Genomic DNA, 20,195 nt, shown 5'->3' with positions numbered 1-20,195 from the left:
ACGTCCTCCTCATTTACAGGCCTTTGCCTCGCAGCCAAGCCTGAATTTCACTTTCCGTCGGATCAACTGGGTCAGGGGTCAGCCCGGGAATATAGGAACATGCTTCGTATAATGCAGGAATGACATTGGCATGAATGCCTACCGAATGATGCACATAAGGCCCTTTCACAAGCTTTTCTTCCCATAACGGCCAGTCGTTCACTTCAACCCACACATAAGATCCGCGCGTATAGGGCCCTTGGATGCCTTGAGCTTTGCCCAAGAATAATTGATAATCGCCATGATCCCCGTCAAAACGCGCCAGCGTCATGCCGCCGCCCTTAATCTCGCCTTCATGTGTTCCGGGCGCATGATCGTCGAACAAGAAATGCTTGCGAAGCTTAGGTTTATTCTCGACGGAAAGAGAGACTGGAAAATTCCCGCAGTGGAACAGCAATTCTCCGTTGGCATTCTCCGGATGGCGGACGGTTAAATCGGCAAAAAACGTCGGCGCTTCATTCATGGCCGCAGCCTGAACCATTACAGAGGTAATGGCGCCGTGAATGTCAGTTTCACACGTAACTGGAATCTGTTCGTCTGTCAAAATAGCGTTAGCGAGGCAAGGCATAATCCCCATCGCTTCCTGCAAGGATGACCAGCACTGTATGGCAATCGCCGTACTGCCTGTTTGCTGCGCATACTGTTTCATCGCCACTTTCAGTGACGCGATGCGCCTTACGTCCGCTTCCGTCACTTCGGACCAATCCAGCTTCTCTTTGATATAATCTATCGCTTGCGCCAATTCCGAGGATTGGCCGTTCTCGATGCGCTTCGTAGCGCGCTGAATGTCAACGAGCGTGATGGGGTGCAGTTCGATGCCGAACCGCTCCAGCAGCTCCCCTTCATTGCACATCATCGTCCAGAACGAAGACGGTCTTGGGCCGATTTGCAAAATACGCAGCGAACGGAATTGGCGGACGACATTGGCTGCGGAAATGAAGTTCGAGAAGCCTCTTTCAAAAACAGGATCATTCACTCGCGTATTCGTCACATAAGAAAAAGGGACATTGAAGCGCCGAAGCACCTTGCCTGTTGCGAAAAGTCCGCATTGTGTGTCCCGCAGGCGCATGCCGTCCTCGAGCGGAGCCTCGTCGCGCGGCCCCCAGAGCAGCACCGGCTTGCCGAGCGCTTTACCTACCCGCGCAACCGTATCCTCCGTTCCGAAGTTGCAGTGCGGGAAGAAAACCGCATCAACTTCCTCTTCCTTAAAACGTTTGATGATGAGGTCCGCGTTGATGTTATCGTCATACAGCAGCCCTTCCGAATTAATTCCTTCAAGATCGACAATATCGATGTCCAGCCCGAAACTTTGGATTTTCTCTCTAATGAGCACTTTGTACTTAAATGCATCTTCAGCACTAAAAACGAATCTGCGGGTGGGCGCGTAGCCCAGCTTTAATTTTTTCATCGAAGAGCCTCCTGATAAATTTAGCTAAACAATTAAAATGTACACCTAAATTTAAACTAAACTAAATTTGTGTTTTCGCGACGTTGTTTAGCTTATTTTATGAATAAACTTATGCTAACATGACAATAATAGGACGTCAATGCGGTTTTTAAATAAATTTAGTTCTTTTTTATATAAAATATTTAGTTCTATATGTATGAATTATTGCGTTTTATCTCGATTGAGTATAAACTAAACTCACTCAACTAATTTAGTAAATGGGGATTGTTCGATTTGAAAATGGAAGACATTGCGAAACTGGCCGGTGTATCCAAATCTGCCGTATCGCTGGCTCTAAACGGTAAATCGGGGATTAGCTCCGAAACTCGCGACCGCGTGCTTGAAATTGCCAGGGAAAGCGGATATTCCCCGAAGCCTCGGGCTGCTGCTGCCGAAAGCTCCGTGCGGTCGCTCTCTTTTCTGGTTTTTACCAACTCGGGCATCGTGCTTGAGGCGTATTATCAGCAGCCTTTTTTCAGAGAGCTGATTCATTATATTGAGGATCGCTGCCGCTCCAAAGGCTATTCCTTGCTTTTCTCATCTGTCGATATGGAGCATTTTGAACGTGAAATTCGGACGCTCGCGGATGATAACCAAAGCGACGGCATTATTTTGCTTGGCAACAACCTCAGTCCGGAGGAAATCATGGACATTTCGAATCGGCTGGGGCCGCACCTAGTTGTCCTCGACAATTGCTTCGACAAGCTGCCGGTTCATTTTGTCAGCATCAATAATTTTATGGGGGCTTATCAAGCCGGAACACATTTGTGCAGCATCGGTCACAAGGAAATTGGCTATATTGCCTCTAATGTACGGATTCAAAACTTCGAGGAGCGTAAAGTGGGCTTTTACGAGGCCTTGCAAGAGCAGGGGCTGGAGATTCATCCTGACCACATCTTTGCTGTGGCGCCGACGATGCTCTCCTCCCAGGAAGATCTTAAGGGCCAGCTGCAAGCATATATGGACACGGGCCGCCGGCTGCCGACAGCGATCTTTTGCGAATGTGACTACATCGCTATCTCTGCAATGAAAACATTAAACGAACTTGGCGTCCGGGTGCCTGAACAAGTCTCTGTCGTTGGTTTTGACAATATTTCGGAGTCCCGCATCATTTCGCCGGAGCTGACTACCGTCCACGTCGAGAAAAAACGCATGGCCCAATTGGCCGTCGATTTGTTAATCGAGTCCATCGAGCACGGCGTAGAGGCCACCTCCAAAATCAGAGTGGATACCCGGTTTGTCGAGCGGCACTCTTCTCATCCTCCGGGCACTGGCGCTAACTGAGGCGTCAGTCCCGCTGAGATGTGAGTCCCTTCTTGAAGACCCCATGGTTGCTGGCAGCTCTAATCGCTTGAGCATGAAGGAACTACAGGGCGCTATTTGAGAAAAATCGGCGATTTTCGGCTTTTATAGACACTACAGGGCCTTATTTGGCCCAAGAAGCTTACATTTAAACCAATTTTGGCGAAATAGCGGAACGTAGTTCCCACTAACAGCCGGAAACATAGATTCCATGGAAAATAGCGGATCATAGTTCCCACTGAGGCTTCCCCTTCCCCGATTTTCAGATAAGCACTAAGCTCGTCTCACAAAAAAGCTGCACCTTTTCGGCCCTACGGCCGTTAAGGTGCAGCTTTTTCGATATGTTTAGGCTCCTGCCTTGAACTTCAGTCAGAGCACACGCTCCTATCCGATTGCCATTCGCTATTTTATGATCAACACCGGGCAGTTCGCATGCTTGATAACACTATGACTTACGCTGCCTAAAAGAATTTCCGACATAAGACCTACTCCTCGGCTGCCCATCACGATCAAGTCGTGCCCGTCTGCATCCGCTATAGAGCAAATAACGGTTGAAGGATCTCCTGTCAACGTCACACCATCGAATAGGAGACCGCTCCCTGCTAATTTAGCTGACGCCGACTCAAGCATGCTGCGCCCTTCCTCGGCCAACGTATCGTTAAGCGGCACGCTAATTGGGGGCTCATTCAGTATCAACTGCTGATTCACATAAAGTACGGTAACTCGCGCGTTCGGGGAAACATGCTTGGCTAACTTTATCGCATGGTCCAGCGCTCTGTCGGATTGCCCGGAGCCGTCGATGGGAACAAGAATATGGTTGTACATATGTGATTTCCTCCTTTGATCTCTCGTCCTAGACATAAGTACCCCAATTTGCGTCCGTTCAAACCAAAATTCACCCATTTGGAACACGTCATCAAATTTACGGCGGCTATAGCACGCATACCTCAGGAAAGATAAGGAAATGATATTATCACGACACCTAGAGCTTGGAGACAATACCCTATGTTCGCTCATTGGCTCAGTACTAAAAAGAAAAAGACGCTCCCCCAACAAAGCACCATCGTTGAACCCGTGGCATTCATGCCTTTATTCGCAACCATTGAGGAAAATACGAATTATGTCAGACAAAGTCTCGGAAACAGCACGGACATCGTGATTCGAGAATTTACTTATAACTCGATTGCGGAAGACGTCGCTATTCTATATACCGATGGCCTTGTGGACGGGAACGTCATTAATGATTTTATCATGCGATCCATGATGACAGACTCCTTGGACATTATTCCTGAGCAAAACCCTTTCGACGTATTGGAGCTGCATACGCTGACAATCGGCGAAATCCAACATGTCTCCGATATGAAAAAATTGTTCCATCATCTCTTATCGGGCGACTCGATCATCTTGATGAACGGCTGCACGACTGGACTTGCCGCAAGTACGAAGGGCTGGAAAGACCGCGGCGTGACGGAAACGAATGTAGAAACCGTCGTGCGCGGACCGCGGGAATCTTTCTCGGAATCGATTCGAACGAATACGGCCCTTATCCGGAGAAAAATCAAAGATCCAAATTTGTGGATGGAAACAATCCAGGTCGGCAAGGTAACCCAAACGGACGTTGTGTTGATGTACGTGCATGGGATCGCGCATGATTCGCTCATTAACGAGGCCCGTAATCGGTTGACCCAGATTCAGATTGACGGTATTTTCGAAAGCAGTAATATTGAAGAACTTATTCAGGATGAAGTTATTACGCCTTTTCCAACCGTGTATAACTCAGAGCGTCCGGACGTTGTCGCCCTTGAATTGATCCAAGGCAAAGTGGCCATTCTTGTCGACGGCACCCCGTTCGTTCTGATTGCCCCCGCGCTGTTTGAGACATTTCTCAAAGCTTCCGAGGACTACTATCATCGCGTGGATATCAGCACATTAGTCCGCATACTCCGTTATGCCGGATTTCTCATTGCTTTGCTAGCGCCATCTTTCTATGTAGCCATCACAACCTTTCATCAGGAAATGCTGCCGACTCAGCTGCTCATCTCCCTTGCCGCTCAACGGGAAGGCATCCCCTTCCCGGCGTTCATCGAAGCGCTCTTAATGGAAATTACGTTCGAGGTGCTGCGGGAAGCCGCACTTCGTATGCCGCGGAGCATTGGTTCCGCGCTTTCCTTCGTCGGTACGTTGGTCATCGGACAAGCCGCCGTCGAAGCCGGCATTGTTTCCGCCGCGATGGTCATCGTGGTTTCCATTACAGCAATATCCAGCTTTGTTTTCCCGTCTTACGACTTGTCGAACGCCATTCGCATTCTGCGGTTCCCGCTGATGGCTTTGGCGGCTTCCTTCGGGTTTTTCGGGATACTGGCGGGTTTGCTTGGGCTAATTTTGCATTTGAACAGCTTGCAATCGTTTGGCGTGCCTTACCTCAGCCCTTTTGCCCCGTTGGAGTTAGACAAACAAAAGGATGCCTTGTTTCGGCTGCCATTTCAGTCTTTATTTTCACGAGTGCGTACCGTTCATACGAATAATGTCGTCAAGAAATCAAGTAGAAAGCCCTTCAAACCTTAAAGGGAGGCACGAGGCACATTTGATATCCTGGATGCGATTAACAGCTTGCTTACTTTCTATCGTCATTGTATTAAGCGGCTGCTGGAGCCGCAGAGAGCTGAATGACATTGCCATAGCCGAAGGTGTGGGCATTGATGTTACGGATGGTCAATTTGAGTTAACCGTTCAGATTGTAAATCCGGGGAGTGTGACTAAAGCAAAAGCGGAGCATGAAATGCCCATTATCGTGTATTCTTCCAAAGGTGTGACCTTGAATGAAGCTGTCAGAAGATTGACATCGTCCATCTCAAGAAACATCTATTTCGCCCATATTCGTATCCTTGTCATTTCGGAGGAATTAGCCTCCAAAGGCATTGTCAAAGCAATGGATTATCTCATGCGAGGGAGCGAATTTCGAACCGATTTCGACGTTGTCATCGCGAGGGAAAGCACAGCCAAAGACTTACTAAGCGTCATGACGCCACTCGAGAAAGTGCCGGCGAACTATATGTTCAATTCCCTTGAAGCAGCCAAAAAAGAATGGACTTCGGCAGTCACAATTAAACTCGATCAATTATCGAGCGGGCTCGTTACGCCTGGGAAAAGCTCGGTCATATCGGGCATCCAAATTATTGGCGACCCTGCTTCCGGCACGAACAACAGCAATATCAATTACACGACTCCTCGTGTGCGTCTGCAATATTCGGGCAATGCGGTCATCAAGAAAGATAAACTCGTCGGTTGGCTTAATGAAAAAGAGTCCCGCGCTTATTCGGTCATCACCAATCAATCCAAGCGTTCCTCCATCCACCTCGTTTGTCCCGAAGGAGGAAACATTGGCATTGATATCGCCCGTGTCAAAAGCAAAATATACGCCGTCGTCAAAAACGACAAACCCGAGATTTTTATTGAAACCCGTACGGAAGGAAACGTCTCCGATGTAGAGTGCCAAATCAACCTCTTCAAAACAGACACGTTCGCGTATTTGGATAAACAATATGTCGCTTTTTTAAAATCCAATATGGAGAATACCATTAAAAAAACGCAGCAGCTCGGAACGGATATTTATGGATTCGGCGAAGCCGTTCATCGTGCCGATCCGAAATATTGGAACAAAGTCAAACATAATTGGGAGCCGATTTTCAAACAAGTGGAGCCCCATCTGTATATCATTGCCAAAGTAAGAGGAGCGGGAACTATGGGGGATTCGGTTGTAAACGATGTGAAGGAGTAGCCGTTATGTTAGTTGGCATCAGTATATTTGCGCTATCCCTGCTTATCGCGTGGTATGAACTTCCGCGCTTGTGGAAACAAGGATGTAAAAAAGAGGTCTGGCTGTACATCTCAATCATGCTGCTTGGCAATATCCTTGCCACACTCAAAGGGATGGGTAAAACGCTGCCGAACCCGGCTGATTGGATTACACTGCTCATGGCGCCTCTAACCAAACTCTTATTGCAAATCGGGTTAATTAACAAGTAAAGTTGGGCTCGGTATAGGAGGCGGGGCATGAATAATGAAAGTACATTAACAGCTCGGCAGCTCATGATATTTATTTTTTTGATTTCGGTGGGTACTACTATTCTCGTCGTCCCCTCCATTTTGGCAGCAGAAGCGAAACAGGATGCCTGGATGGCCGGCGCAGCGGCGGTAGGCAGCGGTTTGCTTTTTATTTGGATGTATGTGAAGTTAGTCCAGATGTTCCCTGACATGACCCTTTTTGATATGAACGAGCGGCTGCTGGGGAAATGGCTGGGCAAAGCGGTCAATCTCTTATACAGCTTTATCATGTTCATACTGAGCGCGCAGGTCCTTTTCTATATCGGCACCTTTATGACGACTCAGATCATGCCGACGACACCGATCCAGTCCATTCATATACTGATGATTACGTTTGTCGTCATAGGCGTAAAGCTGGGCGTGGTCATCTTGGGGAGGACCGCTGAAATCTTTTTCCCGTGGATTATTTTGCTATTTGTCCTCTTAGTGATCTTTGTAGCACCGCAGTCCACTATGAAAAATCTTCTTCCCATGGGCGAAGCAAGTTTCATATCCATAGCCCGTTCAGCTTTGTTCATGGTCGTGTTTTCCTATTTTCCGATCGTGTTCACGATCTGCTTAATCTCGAAGGAGACTAAATTTCCTGCAAAATTTTCCAAATCCTTCTTCTATGGGGGCATAACGAGCGGGATCGTGATGATCACGATTACATTAGTCAGCGTCCTGGTGATGGGGGCGGACCAATCGTCACGACATGTTTATGCAACCTATTCGCTCGCCAAAAAAATAAGCGTCGGGAATTTCCTTCAGCGCATCGAGGTGACAGTCGCTTTCTTATGGTTTATTTCCATTTATTTTAAGCTAACGCTTTATTTTCACGTCACGCTGAAATCCATTGCCTCTCTTTTTCAACTCCAAAATTATAAAGCTCTCGCAACGCCTGCGGGTCTCATCGTGACCGTTCTTTCGTTAATGGTGTACCCAAATGTAGCTTATATCCATGAATGGGATGAATTCACCTGGGTACCGCTGGCGGTAACCTTCGGCTGCTTGCATCCTGCTTTGTTACTCGCTATCGGCTGCTTGCGCAGAAAAAAAGTTAAAAACGGCTAAACAAGGACGTGCTTGCATGGGCAATGAGTCCATTACCCCCCGACAACTCATGATTATCGTCATCCTTTATTCCATTGGCACAGCCATATTAGTCATCCCGGCGTCGGTAGCGGCAGATGCCAAACAGGATGCATGGATACCCATCTTACTGAGCACTGTTATGGGAGTTATTCTCACAATTCTCTACACGTCGATCGCTAAAAAGTTTCCGGATTCCTCCCTGTTCGATATCAATGACTTTGTTTTTGGCAAATGGCTGGGCAGGCTGATTACACTGAGCATTTCTCTTTTGACGCTTATTTTCAGCGCACAGGACGTTTTTTACGTGGGGCATTTCATGGTCACTCAAATCATGCCGACAACGCCTGTGCAAGCGATTAACATCTTATTCATATTGGTCGTTATTATGGGAGCAAAGCTGGGGATGGTTGTTTTTCTAAGAACGGCTGAAATTTTCTTTCCATGGCTCATCCTGTTGTTTATCATGTTCATGACTATGAATATTCCTAATATGGATATGAACAATCTTCTTCCGCTCGGGGAAGCGACAGCTGTCCCTATTCTTCGATCTGTCATCAGAATCACCTGCTTCACCTTTATCACCTTGTTTATTGCGATCAATCCCATCCTTCACCAAGTATCCAATAAGCAAAGGGCTAGGAAAGGTTATCTTGCAGGTGTTATTATAAGCGGCTTGACATTATTTCTCCTCGTCATATCCAGCATTTTAGTGCTGGGTGCAGATACTACGGCCATGGAATCTTTCCCCAGTTACGCTTTGGCACAAAGAATAAATATCGGCAATTTCTTGCAGCGGATTGAAGTGGTCGTAGCCTTCCTTTGGCTCGTTTCCATTTATTTCAAAGCTTCGATGTACTTTCATACAACGATTAGAGGCTTAGCACATGTATTTCGGGTGCGCGAGCCCAAAACACTCTGTTTACCAATTGGACTTCTCGTTACCGTCCTATCTCTTGTTGTTTATCCCAATGAAGCCTACGAGCAGGAATGGGATTACCTCACGTACATTCCACTTTCCCTCATCATGGGCATTCTTTATCCGCTTGTCATTGCGCTGATCGGTTGGGTGAAGGGGAGGAGACTGCATGGTGCCAAGTGAGATCTTAGCTATGGGCCGACCTTTGTGTCGGATAAAGGGTATGAAACGATTACCTTGACTAAGCTCGATTAGACCATAATGACATAACCTTGACTAGAGCCATACGTGAAACCTCGCTAAACTCGTACGTGAAACCTTGCTAGACCCATACGTAAAACCTTGCTAGACCCGTACGTTTGAGCGTGGGGAGGGAATTGGATATAGGGTTCCAACCGTTTCTTGAAATCGCGTTTCCATTGAATTGATTTTTATTGTTGGAACACGATTTCAAATACGGGCGCTACGCTTTTCCACCCCATATCCATTCCCTTTTTGTTCTACTTGGAGTTGACTGCTGCTTTTATTTTCACACACTTTGTTCCTTACCTTGGTGGTTGCTAGCTCACTTTGCACTTTTCATTTTGTTTGTTTTTTACCTTTTTCACTTCTCCTGCTACTTCCCTTACACTTCTATTTCTATTTTCTACTTCTTACTTTAACTTTTACTACTCATTCTACACTGTGCTGTCTCCTACATTCCTCCACCCACCTCAACTCTCTGCTGCATCCCACATTTCCGAGTGCCCAGACACGTTAGAATCTACTTTTACTTCCTACTTCTATTTCTTACTCCTTACTCCTTACTCCTTACTCCTTACTCCTTACTCCTTACTTTACTTTTACTTCTCTTTCCACACGGTGCTGTCTCCTACATTTCTCCACTCACCTTACACTCTGCTGCATCCCACGTTTTCCGAATGCCCAAACACACTAGATGTTAGTCTCCTACTGACTTTCATTGGACGAATTCCAATGAAAACGCCTTGCAGACGTGTTATTTCTTCATTTCGTTGGATGAAATCCAACAAGAGCGGCTAAAAATGCATTAAAACCTGCCAAATTCAATCACTCCGTTGGATTTTGTCCAATGTAATTGGCATTTAGGCATCCAAAATCGCATGTTCGTTGGAATTCGTCTAACGAGTCTGCGCCTCCTCTGGCGTAGCTCTCCCTTCGCCCCAGCACAAAAAAAAGGTTAAGCTTCGCTTAACCTTCACCTGCAAACTGCTTATATGATTGGGACCTGCTCATCTTGAAATCCGTCTGATTATCGGGAACTCCATTCCCCTATTTCAGCGGAATGTGGAGTTTCAGGCGCCATAGGGGAACTGCAGGGTCTTATTTCACCTCAATGATCCAACCATCTGGCCAGGATGGTGAAATAGCGGACTCTAGTTCCCTTCCCCTTGCCTAAAGGGCTCTTTTTAACAAAATAGCGCCCTGTAGTTCCCGCTAGCTGTTTCAGCAAGGGGAATCGCCGCACACCAGCTTCTCCACGATCACTTCAACTCCGGAACAAGGTTCGGAGGAACTTCCCCCTGCACGCCCTTCACCAGATTATGCGCAGCAAGCATCGCCATGTCGAAACGCGTTTGATGCGTAGCCGATCCGATATGCGGCAGGGTTACCACGTTAGGCATTTGCAACAACTTGTTAGCCGGATCTACCGGCTCTTGCTGGAAAACATCCAGACCTGCTCCGCGAATGCTTCCTTTTTCCAACGCTTCAATTAGCGCCTCTTCATCCACGGTTTGCCCGCGGGACGCATTGATAAAGATGGCTGTCTTCTTCATAAGCGCCAATTCTTCACGGCCGATGAATCGGGTTGTTTCAGGCGTTAACGGCGTCATGACCACTACAAAATCAGAATCCTGCAGCAATTCCTGCAAGGAGCGGTATTCGACCCCCAGCTTCTGCTCGGCTTCCGTTTTTCTGCTGCGGTTGTAGTACACTACGTCCATAGCGAATCCAAACTTCGCTCGTCTAGCAATCGCTTCCCCGATGCGCCCCATGCCAATGATCCCGAGTTTAGCATGATGAACGTCAATACCGAAAATAGGCTCATCGCTTCCTTTTTTCCACTTGCCGGCCTTCACGTAGGCATCGAGCTCCGGAATTCTTCTGGCAGCAGCCAAGATCAGTCCGAATACCGTATCCGCCACGGTTTCATCCAATACACCCGGAGTATGCGTCCCCATTACGCCCCTGGTCTTCATAGCCGCTGTATCTAAATTATTGTAACCAACGGAGACATTGCTAACAATTTTGAGCTTCGGCGCATGATCCAACAACTCCTGATCAATGCTTCCGCCAGAAATTAAAAGTCCATCCATATCGGACAGCTCCTCCAAAAGCTGATGACGGGGAATTTCTTCTTCCCTGTCCCACTTCCGGTAATCGCAGAACTGCGCAATGTACGCTTCCACTTCACTTGGAACTTGCTTTGCAAGAAATACTTTTGGTTTCATTCCAAAAACTCCCTTCCAGACTATGCATGCATCGTACCATAAATATCGATTTTCATAGAAGCTCTTTTTGCTAGAAGTCGCCAATAGCGTAGGTGAAAACCGTTTCAATCGGTTTAAAGTATAAATACCCGTTTTCTTCCCACGGCTGAAAATGCAAATCCATCCGCGAATCGTTCCAATTCTCCGGAGTCCCCTTCGTGCTCAAACACCCCGGCATAACCGGCTCTTCGATGACTTTGGGAAATTCCTGATAACCGAACAGGAGATTCTCATGCATCGCAATAATTTCGTATTTGTCACCTGTGAAAGCCCGCTCCTCCTGAAGCTGATAATGATAGTATATATAACTGCTGATCATCTCCGGCTTCAAATGCGCCACCCTCCCGACACGCTTTTCTACCGTTTGCTTTCGCAACCAGTGTTCGTTACTAGCCGGCTCGTTAAAGTGGAACACGTCGATCATCTGTATCCACTTGCGCGGTTCGGAATGGCCGGGCCAATCCTTCAGGAAGGGAACGGCGGATCCCGCGATTTCGTCGGGAGTCACTTGACAATCCATGCATTCATAATAGAGAAATAAATTGTTTCTCCACGAATAAGCAGCGGCCGTCATAACCTTCCCCCGCTCCACCAATTTAGGGGCTTGCCCGCTTCGTTCCAATGCTTCCCTGCCAATTGCTTCTTGCCCCTGCTTCCATTCCGCCCGAAATATCATTCGTATGATCATTTGTCATTGGCCTCAGCTTTCACTAAATTAGTTCCACCCGGATCATACAGGAAAATGGCATTCTTCCCGCTCCTTTTCACCGCATACATCGCTTCATCCGCCTTTCGCAGCAAAGCCGTGAGATCCGATGCATGACTCGCGTGCAGACTCACCCCGGCGCTAAAAGAAACAGGAATCAACATTTCCTTATAACAAAAAGGTGCGTCCGTAAGAGGGAATAAGCGCTCACGCGCTTCCTGATACACTTGTTTTTCATCAACGGAATGCAAGGGCATTAACAGGACAAATTCGTCCCCGCCGATTCTGCCTATAACATCTCCCGCTCCGGCATGCAATTCCATTAAAGCGGCAATATGCTTTAAATAGTCATCGCCGATCAAATGCCCATGCGTATCATTGACGGACTTGAAGTTATCTAAATCGACTAGAATGAGTGCGAATTGTTCGCCATCCGCTATTTTACGATTGACGTGTTCGTGTACCGCGGCCCGATTAAAGAGACCGGTCAGGGGATCGTGATACGCCAAGTGCCGGTAATTCCTTTCGGATTCAACCAACTGCCGTTCCGTAGCTTTAAGGGATGTGATATCGGTCAGATGAAGGATGATCAGCCCCTCCTCCGCTCCTTCGATATTTTCCATACTGACGATCATGTCTAGCCCCTCTTGGCCTGGGACCTTCAATTTCATTTCCCAATTGATCGCGTTGACTTGCTTCGCCGGAAGGTCGGACCATCTATCTTTTAAACTCGTACCATCTTCATAATACAGACTTGCAGCGATTTGCAGCCGCTCTATCCCATTCGCCGGAGAGCCGAATAATCTTTCGGCCCGGGGATTCATCTCTCTGACACTACCTTGCATATCCAATAGAAAAATAGCGGTAGGAGCGGATTTAAACAACGTATGAAACAAGTCACGATAACTGGGCAAAAAGTCGTATTTGCTAATTAATGCTCGAAGCGATATGACCCATAAAAGAGTGCCGGAAAAATAGAGCGCTATAGAGATCGAGCTCGTTATATAAGCCAGTGTTAACAGGAGAGTCACCACAAGAATCCAAACAAAAAGCAGAAATAAACTGAATAAAAGTCTCGCCAGCATTTGCTTTCGTTTCCGATGTTGGGTAGTCGCCCAAGCGGCTAACAAAATAATGATGGAGAGCAGGATATAGCTTCCGACAAAAAAAACCGCTAAGACCAGCATAAGCGGATTTAACGGACTGAGCCCATCCACCCTCGGTTGATATAAATGGTGAGGACCGAAGCGCAGCAGCATTAGCATCAACGAAAGCAGCGGCGCAGCGTATACCCAAACGACTGTTTTTCTTATAATGGATTTCCTAATGCCACCAACAAGCATGCTAAGATAAACTAAATGGCTAATGGTTACAAGCAGCATGGGCGCGTTCCAAAACAGCACGATCTGCCTTTCAAACTGCGGGAACAGGGCCGTTTTGATATACTCTCCCATAAAGTAAAAGAGCAACGACAACATCAGAAGCGATGCAACACGGTTCAGCAAGCGTGCCTTATTTCGAGCATACACAGAAATCGCCATATAAAAAAACATGTAAGACGGCAGCAATATCGTTAAAAAATCAAGCGAGATCTCGTTCATCTTGGGTTTCCTTTTGGCGCATATTTCACTAGAATTCTTCGTTTAATGTTATTCCAAATTTCGTCAAAATACAACAGCCCGAACGCCGGAAAGGCGAACGGGCTGAAACGATAAATGGCGCTAACGACGGGGATCATACCAGGCTAACACTGTGCTCCAGTCGCTCCATCCATAATAAGGAATGCCGATGTCTAAATCTTTGATGCCTATTTCCGCATAACTCCCATCCGGATTCGAGCTCCATACGTCCGCATGCTTCCCGTCCGATCGGATCCAAGTCAGCCTGTTATTTTTTCTAAGCATATAAGGTCCGAAGTCTCCGTTTTTCTCCGGCGGATTTGTGAGCTGCTTCTGCTCCTTGTTTGAAATGCTCACCTGAAACAATGCCGGAAGCGGCCAAACGGTATCCCCACTCAACTCCTTCGATCTTGAAACAATGATCATCCGGTCATTCTCCCAAGTAAAATCGCGATCAGCGTATCCCTGGGGCGTATAGGATGCTGGTTTCATGGCTGGGAGATCTTTAAGCTTCAGATGTTTATTCTGAACGGCCATTCGGCCCTCCCCTTCAATATAAGCAAGTCTGGATTTTACAGGCGCCCAACCAAACCATTGTGGGTAATGAAGCATGTTATCCAATTGTTGAAAATGATTGCCGTCCGAAGACAGCACGCATAACACATTGCCATCTGCTGATAATGATGCGGTTGGGTTCGCTGTGAATGAGATCCACTTCTTGTCGTTTGACCATTTGAACAGGCTGGTGCCCACTGCAAAAAAACGGGATGACTCCGAAGGAAGTGTATAAAAAGGTTTTATCTTGCTCCGATCCATATTGGCGTCTGCCGGAACCGTATACAACTCGACGTTCGTCCAACCGGACGGACGCAGCTGAGCAGGCGAGGAGACTAGAAAGCCGCTGCCATCGGGGAGCCACGAATAGTTGTCAACCCCCAAAGCAACGTTCTTAAAGGGTTCGACTTTATCGCGATCGACTTTTGCGGTATTTAAAACGCCATCGAGTTTAAAAGCGAGATAGTTCTTGGTAGGGGACCACCAGAAACGGTCGCCGCCAGGGTAGACGAGGTAGTGCTGTTTCGTCTCCAAACTGTACACCCAAATCTCATGCTGCCCTTCGCCAAGGGAATACGCGATGAATTTTCCGTCAGATGACCATTTGGGGCTGCTGACCTTCTTGCTTTCCGTTAACCGCATCTCTTGACCGTCTTTCTTAAGCCACAAATTATCGCCGCGAACAAAGGCAGCTTGCAGGGATGACCTCGGTTCGGCAAACCCGGTATTGCTCAATAAGAAAGACATCACGATACTCGTCACCAACATTTTTATCTTCATCTACGGACCTCCCTCATGCGTGCTATAAAAGTATTTTCTGCATTGGAATCCAATTTATTCCTGAGGGTAAGTATAAGAAAAACCGTCAGGGATGTTTCACCCTAACGGTCCTTTTGCGATTCTTTACTTTCTGTTTAGCTTTTGTCGTATTATTCAAGTTTGACCCCAGTAATTGGCTCCTCTTACATGGTCTCTTATTGTTCAACTTTGTGCTGCCTTGAGCTTCTCTCTTTCCCAACTGAGGTGGAACTTCCGGATCTCCTTCGACCATCCTATCCGTGGAACTTCATTCCCTTATTTAGGTAAAAAGCGGAAATTCGGGCGCCCGAGGGGAACTACAGGGTCTTATTTCACCTCAATGGTCTAACTAGCTGCTCTGATTGGTGAAATAGCGGACTCTAGTTCCCTTCCCCTTGACTAAAGGGCTATTTCTAGCAAAATAGCGCCCTGTAGTTCCCCCTCTCCTCCAGTGGGGCATGGAGACTCGCCATCCGTGCATTACATGACTTATTCACTCTCAAGTATTACATTATGGGGAAGCACAGCTTCCCCCAAACACTCAAAAAAGAGTAGTTGCCTATGCAACTACTCCTTGCTTATACCCGATCCAAACCGCCCACAGTAAGCTTCCAGCTCTGCGAACGGAATCGTATAGAACGCCAAGTTGTTCACAATCGATCGACTGTAACCTGGCAGAGAACTCCAACGGGAAACAAGCCGCTCCAGCTCTTCATTATCGGCAGAAGCCCAGAACTGGATTTGTTCAACGTCGGAGTTGCTCGCTTTTATCATGCGAATAAGTGCCTCTAATCCTCGTAGAAACAGCGAAGTTCGGCGGAACTGCTCCCGAATGAACGCAATCTCAATCTGGCATATATGACGATCCTCGTAGTCATTGGCTCCGGTACCGTACACAACACCTACAGCACCTACAAATTCGTAAGGCTCCTCGCTTAAGATCAGCATAGCTTTGCCGAACTCCAAAGGACTGCTCATGAAAGAAAGCTTCATAGCAAAAGGATACGGCAATTTTAACTGATCATGATGCTGCAGCAGAAACTTCATATAAGCTTCGTAATCCATTTCGAATTCGCAGGACCGGAATTGAAAGGCCATTAGCTAGGATTAGCCCGCAAACTCTCGTTGTCTTTAACGATTTTACCGAAGCTGCCGCCTTTTTTGTTCGAATTGTCTTTAATGCTTGGTGGAATCACGATCATGAGTAACGCCTCCTTCATTGATTTTTATACTGTCATATGAATATTATACCTTTTTATATTTATCTAAAAAAGCCTTCAGATTGTTAATTTTGACACTAAAAATGACTTGTTTGCCCATTTCGCTGTCGAATTCACGGCTAGAATCGGTAAACTTGGCATATAATCGGCATAAATATACATTGTCCGCAAGAGCCGCAAGCTGTATTTCTTGGACATCCGGTTCGCCGGCGGTGATTTCGTCAACCATGAAGGAAAGTCCTTTCAGGAACATCCGTGACCCCCGGTGAGTCCGGCTCAAAACAGCCATGTCCATTAATGCGATATGCTTATCTTCAAAATCATGTTCGGGAGTTCCGTGATAATAGGCGGATACCCCTATCATCCGTTCGTCCCGATCCAACGCCTGGATGATCCTGCCTTGCTTCATGTATCTGTACAACAACGTTATGGTATCGATTGTTGAATAGGAAGGATGCATGTCACGTCGGTTAGCTAGAAAAAATAAACTGGCTTGTGCGAAATCATCGTCGGTTACGCAGCGCTTGCAAGACATCGCCGTCATTGGGTTATCCTCCACTCCTCCGGAAGCGAGCCGTTACAACCGGCTCGCTAGTGTCTGTTCTAAAGTCCGTACAATTTGCGGATGTTCATCGGTCAACCGGTGAAAAGCTTCCCGTCTGACCGAAAGCAATACCGCAGGACTGAGTGCCTTCACGGTTGCATTCCTCGGCGTATTTCGAAGCAGCGCAACTTCGCCGAAATGATCCCCGTCCTGCAGGGCGGCAACTCGAATTTCCCCCTTGCCGGGCACATGTTTCAATACTTCGAACTTGCCACGGACGATAATGTAGCATTTATTGCCCTCTTCTCCTTCTCGGACGACCGCCTCGCCCTCCTTGCACATTTCCGTTGTGAACAAGGTTGCGATATCGCCGAGAAACGAGCGCTCAATGCCATGGAAGAATGGCAATTTGGCCAGCCGGTCGACATCCACCGTTGCATGAAGGCCGTCTTGAGACAGATGAAACCCCATCTGTTTCTCCCACATGCCTGCATAGTGCCCGTTTTGTTCCAGCAGCTCGCGATGGGTGCCTCTTTCGACGATCCGCCCTTCCTTAAACACATAGATGGCATCGGCCTGAACAACTGAAGCGAGCCTGTGCGTAACGGAAATGATCGTTTTGTCCTTTCGGCTTTGCCCGATTAACCCATTAATTTCGGCTTCAGTTCCCGGGTCCAATGCCGATGTAACCTCATCGAGCAGCAGCAGCTTCGGTTTTCGCAGAAGCGCCCTTGCGATGGATAGTCGCTGCCGTTCCCCGCCCGACAATGAGCCGCCCTCATGGTGGATTAGCGTGTCGTAGCCACCTGGCCAACCGGCGATGAGATCGTGGATTTTCGCCTGCTTCGCCGCCTCAACCATATCAGCTTCCGTAGCATCGGGGTTGTCCAGCAGCAAATTGTCGCGAATCGTTGCATTGAACAAAAACGTATCCTGAGCAACGAGCGTGGATAGCTTCCTCAATGATGCCTCGCTTACATCGCGAAGGTCGCAATTGTTAATCGATACCGTGCCTTCCTTAGGATCGTAAAAGCGTGAAATCAACTGCAGCGCCGTGCTTTTGCCCGATCCGCTCGGCCCGACGAGCGCTACATACGTTCCTGCCCGGATGTCCAGGCTTACTTCCCTCAATTGATCCGAATCTTCGGTATACCCGAACGTCACGCGATCCATTCGAACAGACGTAAAGGACGAAGGAAGCGTTAACGGGGACTCCGCCTCAGGAACGTCAGGCTGCTGCTCGAATATTTCCCCCACACGCCGGAAACTGATGCTCGCATCGATGACATTCGGAATGAGCGCCGACAAATTGGAACCAGACTGGCCTACGGCCATAAACAACGTAAAAAACGCCATAAAGCCGCCGACCGTAATCTCATCGTTAAAGATGAAATATCCGCCGAAACCGATCATAATGCCGTTCAAAATAAGCAGCGCCGTAAGCGGCAACCGCTCAATCAAAGATCCGGTCATATGCAGCTTAAATCCGAAGGTGAACAGATCTTTCATCTGTCTGCGCGCACGTTCCCGGATGCTTGCCTGCTGGTGCAAGCTTTTGATCGTTTTGTGTCCCTTGACGATCTCGTCAATCGTATTGGCGAAACGTTCTTGCGCATCCTTGTAGCCTGCGTTGGCGGCTTCCGCCCGCCCCTGTAGCAGTTTTGGTCCGACCAGCATGAGCAAAGAGCCAGCCAACATTGCCAGCGTCAGCTTCCAGTTAATTGCAAAAAGCATCGCTAGCCCGAGGACCACACTTAACGCTTCCTTCAGCATGAAAGGATACGTAATACGGACCACTCTTTCCATCGCGCCCATATCCGCAGCGAAGCGCGTGACCAGATCGCCGACCTTGTAACGTTGATAAAACGGGAGCGACTGTTTTTGCATATGATCGAACAATTCTACCCGCAATTTGCGGATAAATTCCCCGCTGAGCTTGCCTAGTGAGTAGTCGCCCATTGCGCTGGCGCAAATGTTAAGAAAGCCTCCGCAAAGCAGCAGCGTAAGGATGAAAATGAACGCATGGAGATCTTTAGGCGTGAATGCGTCATCCACCAAATATTTCAAACTTAACGGCGATGCAACCGCATACGCAATTTCAATGAACATACTGCCTAAGAATAGGACAGACAAAAGCTTATGCTGTGCACAATGGCGCAGCATCGTCTTGATGAACGGCAATGGATATCGCCACCTCCCGCTCTCCATAGATTACCTTAGTTCTTTTTGACTGTAAATCGCTTCGATCACTCCGAACGACAAAATCTGCCAATAAATCCTCGATTGCAAACCAAATTCTATTAACCTATACTTCATGATAAATGCAAAGCTTTGCCAAAGCCCATGTATCATTCAACGTTGACCGGAGGTGAAATATAATCGAAAACAAGGATACCGATCATAGACCAATGTCGACAATCAGAGAAATGACCATAGAGGATTATGAAAAATCCTTTCTGCTTTGGAGCCAAATTGAAGGTCTCGTACTCAGCGACGCAGATTCCAAACCAAATATTGAAAGCTATCTGCACCGCAATAAGGGATTCTGCTTCGTCTGCGAAGCGGAAGACAAGATTATTGGCACCATATTAGCAGGGCACGACGGAAGACGAGGGTTTATTTATCATCTGGCCGTAAATCCAAACTATCGTAAACAAAGCATTGGTCAGCGTCTCGTAGACTCGAGTTTAAGCCAACTAAGAGAACTGGGCATTGAGAAGTGTCACATTTTCGTACTTGAAAATAATGACGTTGGCCATTCGTTCTGGACGGCTGCGGGGTGGGAAAAAAGAAGCGGTTTCTTCGTATATTCAAAAACGCCTTAGGATTGACTTGCGATATAACGGCATTAAAAAGGCTGCCGAGACCGATGGGTCCCGCAGCCTTTTTATTTTTATAGCTCTTTTGTCATAAATGTGCTAAGTGGATCCTCTGTATAATTCGAAAACGGTCCGCAATATTGAAACCCGAAGCGCTCATACAGTTTTCTGGCTGCTTCGAATTCTATCATAGAGCCTGTTTCCAAACTTAGCCGGTTATACCCACGCCGTTTTGCTTCCCCAACGATATGTTCAAGAAGCTGTTTGGCGACACCTTTTCTTAGATGGGCCGAAGACGTTCGCATGGATTTTATCTCACCGTGTCCGGCATCAAGTTCTTTCATCGCCCCGCAACCGGCTAATTGATCCCCTTCCCATGCGCTCCAAAATGTCACTTCCGGCTTTTTCAATCCATCGATATTCAGAGCGTGCATGCTTTCCGGTGGAGAAAGTTCCGACATCCCCTTCAGATGTTCCAAGATTAATGCCGTCACCTCAGGTCCGGTTAAATCGTCAACTTTAATTTCAAAAGCAGTCATTCC

General features: G+C 47.5%; 17 protein-coding genes. 7 read left to right on the top strand and 10 right to left on the bottom strand.

All coding sequences use genetic code 11. The annotated features are described in order from the left end of the window. Positions 1-13: 13 nt before the first annotated feature. On the bottom strand, positions 14-1,447 hold the full coding sequence (locus GC097_RS13940; protein ID WP_171683902.1) for an L-fucose/L-arabinose isomerase family protein: 1,434 nt from the start codon (positions 1,445-1,447) through the stop codon (positions 14-16). A gap of 273 nt (positions 1,448-1,720) precedes the next feature. Between GC097_RS13940 and GC097_RS13935 the strand changes: the two genes are divergently transcribed. Continuing rightward, entirely contained in the window at positions 1,721-2,770 is a 1,050-nt protein-coding gene (locus GC097_RS13935) for a LacI family DNA-binding transcriptional regulator (protein ID WP_171683901.1), read from the top strand. Positions 2,771-3,190: 420 nt separating this feature from the next. Here GC097_RS13935 and GC097_RS13930 read toward each other — a convergent pair whose 3' ends face one another. After that, complete coding sequence (locus GC097_RS13930) at positions 3,191-3,613, bottom strand: universal stress protein (protein WP_171683900.1); 423 nt, start codon at positions 3,611-3,613, stop codon at positions 3,191-3,193. A gap of 180 nt (positions 3,614-3,793) precedes the next feature. On the opposite strand from GC097_RS13930, the gene GC097_RS13925 reads away from it, so the two are divergent. The 5 genes from GC097_RS13925 to GC097_RS13905 are packed head-to-tail and all read left to right on the top strand — an operon-like array spanning position 3,794 to position 9,065. Further along, positions 3,794-5,353 carry a spore germination protein gene (locus GC097_RS13925; RefSeq protein WP_171683899.1) on the top strand — a complete coding sequence of 520 codons (1,560 nt, stop codon included), beginning with the start codon at positions 3,794-3,796 and terminating at the stop codon, positions 5,351-5,353. A 31-nt stretch (positions 5,354-5,384) separates the two neighbouring features. Beyond that, positions 5,385-6,566 (top strand): Ger(x)C family spore germination protein, encoded by a 1,182-nt coding sequence (locus GC097_RS13920; RefSeq protein WP_171683898.1) that lies wholly within the window; start codon positions 5,385-5,387, stop codon positions 6,564-6,566. Positions 6,567-6,571: 5 nt separating this feature from the next. Then, positions 6,572-6,814, top strand: coding sequence for a hypothetical protein (locus GC097_RS13915; protein WP_171683897.1), 243 nt, complete (start codon positions 6,572-6,574; stop codon positions 6,812-6,814). Between the two features lie 27 nt (positions 6,815-6,841). Then, positions 6,842-7,945 (top strand): GerAB/ArcD/ProY family transporter, encoded by a 1,104-nt coding sequence (locus GC097_RS13910; RefSeq protein WP_171683896.1) that lies wholly within the window; start codon positions 6,842-6,844, stop codon positions 7,943-7,945. A 16-nt stretch (positions 7,946-7,961) separates the two neighbouring features. Further along, positions 7,962-9,065, top strand: a complete 1,104-nt coding sequence (locus tag GC097_RS13905; protein ID WP_281364295.1) for a GerAB/ArcD/ProY family transporter — start codon at positions 7,962-7,964, stop codon at positions 9,063-9,065. 1,319 nt (positions 9,066-10,384) lie between these two features. Here the strand turns inward: GC097_RS13905 and GC097_RS13900 are convergent. From GC097_RS13900 to GC097_RS13870, 7 genes are all read right to left on the bottom strand, one after another. Continuing rightward, the gene (locus tag GC097_RS13900; RefSeq protein WP_171683894.1) at positions 10,385-11,353 is read right to left on the bottom strand and encodes a 2-hydroxyacid dehydrogenase; all 969 of its coding nucleotides are present in this window, start codon (positions 11,351-11,353) and stop codon (positions 10,385-10,387) included. 70 nt (positions 11,354-11,423) lie between these two features. Continuing rightward, the gene (locus GC097_RS13895; RefSeq protein ID WP_171683893.1) at positions 11,424-12,080 is read right to left on the bottom strand and encodes a hypothetical protein; all 657 of its coding nucleotides are present in this window, start codon (positions 12,078-12,080) and stop codon (positions 11,424-11,426) included. Continuing rightward, entirely contained in the window at positions 12,077-13,699 is a 1,623-nt protein-coding gene (locus GC097_RS13890; protein WP_171683892.1) for a sensor domain-containing diguanylate cyclase, read from the bottom strand. The genes GC097_RS13895 and GC097_RS13890 overlap by 4 nt, the downstream gene beginning before the upstream one ends. A gap of 120 nt (positions 13,700-13,819) precedes the next feature. Then, positions 13,820-15,052 carry a TolB family protein gene (locus GC097_RS13885; RefSeq protein WP_171683891.1) on the bottom strand — a complete coding sequence of 411 codons (1,233 nt, stop codon included), beginning with the start codon at positions 15,050-15,052 and terminating at the stop codon, positions 13,820-13,822. 585 nt (positions 15,053-15,637) lie between these two features. After that, positions 15,638-16,135: a hypothetical protein gene (locus GC097_RS13880; RefSeq protein WP_171683890.1), complete on the bottom strand. Its 498-nt coding sequence runs from the start codon at positions 16,133-16,135 to the stop codon at positions 15,638-15,640. Between the two features lie 180 nt (positions 16,136-16,315). After that, positions 16,316-16,834 (bottom strand): hypothetical protein, encoded by a 519-nt coding sequence (locus tag GC097_RS13875; protein WP_171683889.1) that lies wholly within the window; start codon positions 16,832-16,834, stop codon positions 16,316-16,318. 33 nt (positions 16,835-16,867) lie between these two features. Next, positions 16,868-19,015 carry an ABC transporter transmembrane domain-containing protein gene (locus GC097_RS13870; RefSeq protein ID WP_171683888.1) on the bottom strand — a complete coding sequence of 716 codons (2,148 nt, stop codon included), beginning with the start codon at positions 19,013-19,015 and terminating at the stop codon, positions 16,868-16,870. A 227-nt stretch (positions 19,016-19,242) separates the two neighbouring features. Here GC097_RS13870 and GC097_RS13865 point away from each other — a divergent pair, with 227 nt between their 5' ends. Then, a complete protein-coding gene (locus GC097_RS13865) occupies positions 19,243-19,659 on the top strand; it encodes a GNAT family N-acetyltransferase (RefSeq protein WP_171683887.1) in 417 nt (138 codons plus the stop codon). Positions 19,660-19,727: 68 nt separating this feature from the next. Here GC097_RS13865 and GC097_RS13860 read toward each other — a convergent pair whose 3' ends face one another. Next, positions 19,728-20,192 carry a GNAT family N-acetyltransferase gene (locus GC097_RS13860; protein ID WP_171683886.1) on the bottom strand — a complete coding sequence of 155 codons (465 nt, stop codon included), beginning with the start codon at positions 20,190-20,192 and terminating at the stop codon, positions 19,728-19,730. Positions 20,193-20,195: the final 3 nt, after the last annotated feature.

This window comes from Paenibacillus planticolens, from assembly GCF_013141725.1.
Classification (GTDB): Bacteria; Bacillota; Bacilli; order Paenibacillales; family NBRC-103111; genus Paenibacillus_E; species Paenibacillus_E planticolens.
Note: the sequence above shows the minus strand (reverse complement) of the source record. Positions and strands in the feature narration are given on the sequence as shown.